This is a genomic window from Microbacterium sp. zg.Y909 (genome assembly GCF_024626565.1).
The window spans coordinates 1-5,785 of record NZ_JANJFJ010000279.1; the positions used below are offsets into that span (position 1 = coordinate 1).

Annotated in this window: 3 protein-coding genes and 1 pseudogene; 2 read left to right on the top strand and 2 right to left on the bottom strand. The window is 71.9% G+C overall.

Annotated elements, in window-relative coordinates:
* Positions 1–750: pseudogene (locus NQ160_RS17015) on the top strand (serine hydroxymethyltransferase); the annotation flags it as partial.
* Positions 747–1,637, top strand: a complete 891-nt coding sequence (locus NQ160_RS17020) for a bifunctional methylenetetrahydrofolate dehydrogenase/methenyltetrahydrofolate cyclohydrolase (protein ID WP_257516345.1) — start codon at positions 747–749, stop codon at positions 1,635–1,637. The pseudogene NQ160_RS17015 and the gene NQ160_RS17020, both read left to right, overlap by 4 nt.
* A gap of 156 nt (positions 1,638–1,793) precedes the next feature.
* On the opposite strand, the gene NQ160_RS17025 is transcribed toward NQ160_RS17020, so the two are convergent.
* Together NQ160_RS17025 and NQ160_RS17030 are read right to left on the bottom strand one after the other, a co-directional pair.
* Positions 1,794–5,363, bottom strand: a complete 3,570-nt coding sequence (locus NQ160_RS17025) for a S8 family serine peptidase (RefSeq protein WP_257516346.1) — start codon at positions 5,361–5,363, stop codon at positions 1,794–1,796.
* Between the two features lie 114 nt (positions 5,364–5,477).
* The coding region (locus NQ160_RS17030; RefSeq protein ID WP_257516347.1) for an aldolase/citrate lyase family protein at positions 5,478–5,785 on the bottom strand (308 nt) is incomplete at its 5' end.

Here is a 5,785-nt window from a genome sequence, read left to right on the forward strand (position 1 = left end):
GGCTGGTCGGCGTACCCCCGTCAGCTCGACTTCGCCGCCTTCCGCGCCATCGCCGACGAGGTCGGCGCGCTCCTCTGGGTCGACATGGCGCACTTCGCAGGCCTCGTCGCTGCGGGCCTCCACCCGAACCCGGTGCCCCACGCGCACGTGGTGTCGTCGACGGTGCACAAGACCATCGGCGGTCCCCGCTCGGGATTCATCCTCAGCAACGACCCCGACATCGCCAAGAAGATCAACTCCGCAGTCTTCCCCGGCCAGCAGGGCGGGCCGCTCATGCACGTCATCGCCGCCAAGGCGACGGCGTTCAAGCTCGCGGCGACCCCGGAGTTCGCCGAGCGGCAGGAGCGCGTGCTGCGGGGTGCGGCGATCCTCGCCGATCGCCTCACGCAGCAGGACGTCAAGGATGCCGGCATCGCCGTGCGCTCGGGCGGCACCGACGTGCACCTGGTGCTGGTGGATCTCCGCGACGCCGCGATCGACGGCAAGCAGGCCGAGGATCTGCTGCACGAGATCCACATCACCGTGAACCGCAACGCCGTCCCCAACGACCCGCGGCCGCCGATGGTCACCTCGGGCCTGCGCATCGGCACGCCCGCGCTCGCGACCCGCGGCTTCGGTGACGCCGAGTTCACCGAGGTCGCCGACATCATCGCCCAGGCGCTGCTGCCCGGTGCCGACCTCGAGGCGCTGCGCGTACGCGTCGCTGCCCTCACCGCGGCGTTCCCCCTCTACCCCGGCCTGCAGCAGTGACCGCGGTCCGGCTCGACGGCGTCGCGACGGCGGCCGCGATCAAGGACGAGCTGCGCACGCGGGTGGCGGCGCTGGCGGAGAAGGGCATCGTCCCGGGCATCGCGACCGTGCTGGTGGGGGCCGATCCGGCATCCCAGCTGTACGTCGGCATGAAGCACAAGCAGTCCGAGGCGATCGGGATGAACTCGATCCAGCGTGAGCTCCCCGCCGACGCCACCCAGCAGCAGGTCGAGGAGCTGATCGACGAGCTCAACGCCGACCCCACCTGCCACGGCTACATCGTGCAGCTGCCGCTGCCGAAGCACCTGGACACCGACGCGATCCTGGAGCGGATCGACCCGGCGAAGGATGCCGATGGCCTCCACCCGACCAACCTCGGCCGGCTCGTGCTCAACGTCAACACGCCCATCACCACGCCGCTTCCGTGCACCCCCCGGGGCGTCATCGAACTGCTCACGCGCAACGGCTACGACCTGGCGGGCAAGCACGTCGTCGTCGTCGGCCGCGGGGTCACGATCGGCCGGTCGATCGGGCTGCTGCTGACCCGCCGCGAGTACAACGCGACGGTGACGCTGACCCACACCGGCACGGTCGACCTCGGCCGTCACCTGCGCGAGGCCGATGTCATCGTCGCCGCGGCGGGCGTGAAGCACATCGTGCGGGCCGAGGATGTGCGCCCCGGCGCCGCCGTGCTCGACGTCGGCGTCACACGCGAACTCGACCCCGAGACCGGCAAGAGCCGCGTCTTCGGCGACGTCGCCCCCGACGTGGCGGAGGTCGCCGGGTACCTGTCGCCGAACCCCGGCGGGGTCGGTCCGATGACGGTCGCGCTGCTGATGACCAACGTGGTCGAGGCCGCCGAGCGCGCGGCCGCCCGCACCGCCTGATCGCCCCCGGGGGTCCGTCGCGCCCCGCGCCCGTTCGACTGCACGGGCCGCCGGACCCTGCCTGACCGGTGAGACGACAACTGGCGGCCGAGACAGTGGTTGTCACCCACGGTCTCGGCCGCCAGATGCGGTCTCAGCGGCTAGCGCACCGAGCGGTCAGCGCACCGTGATCGTCGTCTGCTCGGCGGGGGTGGCCCGCAGCTGCGGGCTGGTGAGCGTCGCCCAGGTGTCCCACTGCCCGCGGAGCACCCCGGTGAGGGTGTAGTCGAAGCTCACCGTGCCGCCGGCGGTGGGCGGTGCGGTCGTGATGGCGTAGACGTCGCCCGCGCTCGGCGGGTCGGCGACGACACCGCTCGTGCCGTCCCGGTTCTCGGCTCCGGTGACCGCGCTGGTGGCGCTGTCCGCGACCGGCTCGTCGCCGTACGCGAACCAGATCGCCTCGGTGGCGCCCAGCGCGATCCATGTCTGGAACGTGTTCACGGCGTTGCCGGAGTAGGTCGGCACGTCCTCCCACTCGATGACGAGGAAGTTCGTCACGCCGTCGCTGAGCGTGCTCACCCGCACGGCGCCGCCCGCCTCGGGGTTGAGGTCGGTCCAGTGCGGCGCCAGCACGTTGTTCGGCGAGGCCGGGTTCGGGATGCCGGTGGACTGGTAGGACACATCCGCCGAGGTGCCGCCGCCGACGACGACGTAGCCGTTCGAGACGACGCCGACGCGGTCGTACACCTCGCCGCCGTAGGAGAACGACGGCACCGCGAAGTTCATGATCGACTCGTCGCCGAGCGCGACCGAGGCGATCCCGAAGTCCGCCAACGGCAGGTAGGCGCCGGTGGGGTGGGAGTCGGCCGCCGGTGCGACCGACTGGATCGTCGGTGCGATGGCGGGGCTCAACGTGCCCTCCCACTTCGCGCCGAGGAACTGGCGCTTGGCGGGTGCGGTGACGCCCCGGACGTTCAGGAACGGGTGCGCGGCGACGTTGATGGTCGCCGGCACCTCCACCGGCAGGAAGTTCGTCGCCGTGACGGTGCAGGTGGTGGTGGAGCCGCGGCGGATGCTCTCGGGCTCACACGACTGCCCGAGCGCCACCTCCGCCTCGCGCACGTTCGCCGCGAGCGGGATCACCACGTCCGAACCGCCGCGGGCCGGGGTGAGGGTGATCTCGCCCTGCTGCCATCCCTCCGCCGCTTCCAGTCCGTCGATGATCACCGACAGCCGCTTGGACGCGCCCGGAGCGACGGTGAACCGCGCCGGGAAGACCGTCACCCGCAGGCCCCCGGTGGACTCGTCGCTGACGCGGAAGGTCTGCGGTCGGTCGGTGACGTTGGTCACGGTGCGGGTGGTCTCGATGGCACCGGGCATGGGATCGACGTAGATGCTCGGGATGTTGAGGTCCACGCGCCCCTGGGGGTCGGCGGCGCTCGCGGCGAACCGTTCAGCCGTCTCGGCGATGGTGAGCATCGGCGCCACGGCGCGGTCCGCGCGGATGCTGCCGGCCCCGCGGTCGAACACGCCGGCGGGGGAGCCGTCCGCGTTGACCACGTCCTGCAGCGACGAGGTCATGAGCGCCGACTTGACCTGACCGGGGGTGAAGTCGGGCCGGGCGGCGATCACGAGGGCCGCGACGCCTGCCGCGTGGGGCGACGACATCGAGGTGCCGGCGATGGCCTGGTAGTACTGGCCGTCGGGGCCGGCATCGGGGCTGCTCGGCGCGGGGGTGTTGCCGGCCAGCACCTGGACGCCCGGGGCGGTGATGTCTGGCTTGAGGAACTCCCCGATGGGGCCTCGCGAGCTGAAGCTCGCCATGACGTCGCCCGGGCCGGGGCTCGCCTGCCCGGGACCCCACGAGGCGGTGACGCCGGGGCGGGTCAGGAAGGCGAGAAGCTCGTCGTTGGGTCCCTCGAGGTGGATCGTCGGGAGGAAGTGGTTGTCGGTGGCGGTGTCCTGCAGGGTGGGGTTGTACAGGATCATTCCCGCAGCGTCGCCGAGCAAGGCGTTGTATCCCTTCGCGACGCGGGCGTTGCCGCCTCGCTCGCACGCCACGACCGTGCCGGCGAGCGAGCCGTCGGCGAAGGGCTGCTCGCAGCGGATGCCGCCGGTGTAGCCAGGGACGGCGTCGGCGCGCACCACGGGGGCGTCGGTGACGCCCTGCGTGACGGTCGCGCCGGTCTTGGTCAGCGTGCCGCCGTCGGTGGCGGAGAGCTCGAGGGTCGAGGCGAAGACCCGGTCGATGGTGGAGGCGGCCACGGTCGTCGTCCAGGGGCCGGCGTGGTTGGCCGTGGACGCCCCGGGGCCGGAGTTGCCGGCCGAGGCGTGCACCGCCACCCCTGCGGCATACGCGTCGAGGAACGCCATCTCCACCGGGTCGGTGTAGACGTTCGCCGACCCGCTGACGGAGTAGTTGATGACGTCGACGCCGTCCAGGATGGTCTGCTCCACGGCGGCGACGAGGTCGGAGTTGTATCCACCGGCAGGGCCGAGCGCCCGGTACGCGATGATCGACGCTCCCGGTGCGATGCCGCTGATGGGGCCGTGGTCGGCGCCGAGCACGAGGGCGCTGTCCACGGCGCTGCCGGCGGCGGTGGTGGCGGTGTGCGTGCCGTGCCCGTCGGAGTCGCGGGCGGAGCAGACGTCAGTGCCGCAGAAGTCGATGGCGCCGGCGGGCTCTTCGGCGAGCACCTGGTAAGCGTCGAGCAACGCGTACGCGCCGACCAGCTTGTCGTTGCAGGCGAAGTCGTCACCGGCGCCCTCCGCGCCGCCGCCGAACTCGCAGGCCCACGGTCCGCCTTCGGGGGTGGGGATGCCGTTGTCTGCGAGCATCGGGTGCTCGGGCCAGATGCCTGAGTCGATGACGCCGACGATGACGCCCGCTCCTGCCTGGTCGCGACCGCCGAGGCTCGGCCACACCTTGTCGGCGCCGACGAAGGTCGACCCGTCGTTGTCGAGGCCGTCGGCGTCGTGGGCGTCCGGTCCGGGGGCTTCCTCCGGTGCAGGGGTCTCCTCGGGAGCCGGGGTCTCTTCGGGCGCGGCGGTCTCCTCGGGCGCGGGAGTCTCTTCCGGTGCCGGGGTCTCTTCCGGTGCGGGCGTCTCTTCGGGAACGGCGGTCTCGTCGGGCGCGGGAGTCTCTTCCGGTGCCTGGGTCTCCTCCGGTGCGGGCGTCTCCTCGGGGGCTGCGGTCCCCTGGACGCGCAGGGCGTTGTCCTGCACGGCGGCGACCGTCTCGAGTCCGGCGACGTCCTTCGCGCGGTTGGCGGGGAGGATGATCGACAGACCGCCGTAGACGGTCACATGACGCGACAGCAGTTCGGCACCGGGGACGGCTGCCTGGATCTCGGCGAAGGCGGCATCCAGTTGCTCCTGCACGTACGCGGTGTACGCCGAGACATCGCTGTCGGCCACATCGCGGCCGGTGACGGCGGGGCTCGTCGCGGCGAGGCCCTCGATGCCGCCGGCGTAGGCGGCGACCGGGTCGACGTCGACTTTGACCATGATCGCCGTCTGGCCCGAGTCGGTGCGGCCGAGGACGTCGGGGTCGCTCTCGGCGAGCTTGCCCGTGGCTGATCGGGCGTCGGACTCGGCCGGACCCTCGGGCGAGACCGGGCTTGCGGTGAAGTCGTCGGCGCCGGTGGTCGCGTGGGCGGGGGGAGCGAGCATGACCAGCAGGAGCACCGTCACCCCCAGCGCGGCGAACAGCTGCAGCAAACGCGGGAACGACAGTGATCGAGTCATCCGGGGGGCCTCCGTCAGCGAACCTGGGTGTTCGGTAGGAGAAACCTACGTTTCACCTGAGAGCAAGCGCAATGATGTCCGTGCGGGCTCTCATCGAACTCTCATCTTGCGAGGTCAGTACGCGGAACGCGGGGCATCGTGCTCACGTCGCGCCCACCGTGCGCTGAGGGCTTCCGAGCCGCGGGCGAGGAGCGCGACGTCGGCGTCGACCGCCACGAAGGATGCGCCCGCGTCGAGGTGGCGCTCGGCCACGGCGGGGTCGAACGCGTTGACGCCAACGGGCTTGCCGGCCGCGCGCACCGCCTCGAAGGTGCGCCGGACTGCCGCCGAGACGTCGGGATGCGACTGCTGTCCCAGAAGACCCATCGAGGCAGCCAGGTCGGCCGGCCCGACGAAGACGCCGTCGACCCCATCCACGCCGG

What these genes read in the sequence shown, in the direction of transcription:
- NQ160_RS17025 (WP_257516346.1), bottom strand. Translation starts at nt 5,363, where the DNA reads ATGACTCGATCACTGTCGTTCCCGCGTTTGCTGCAGCTGTTCGCCGCG.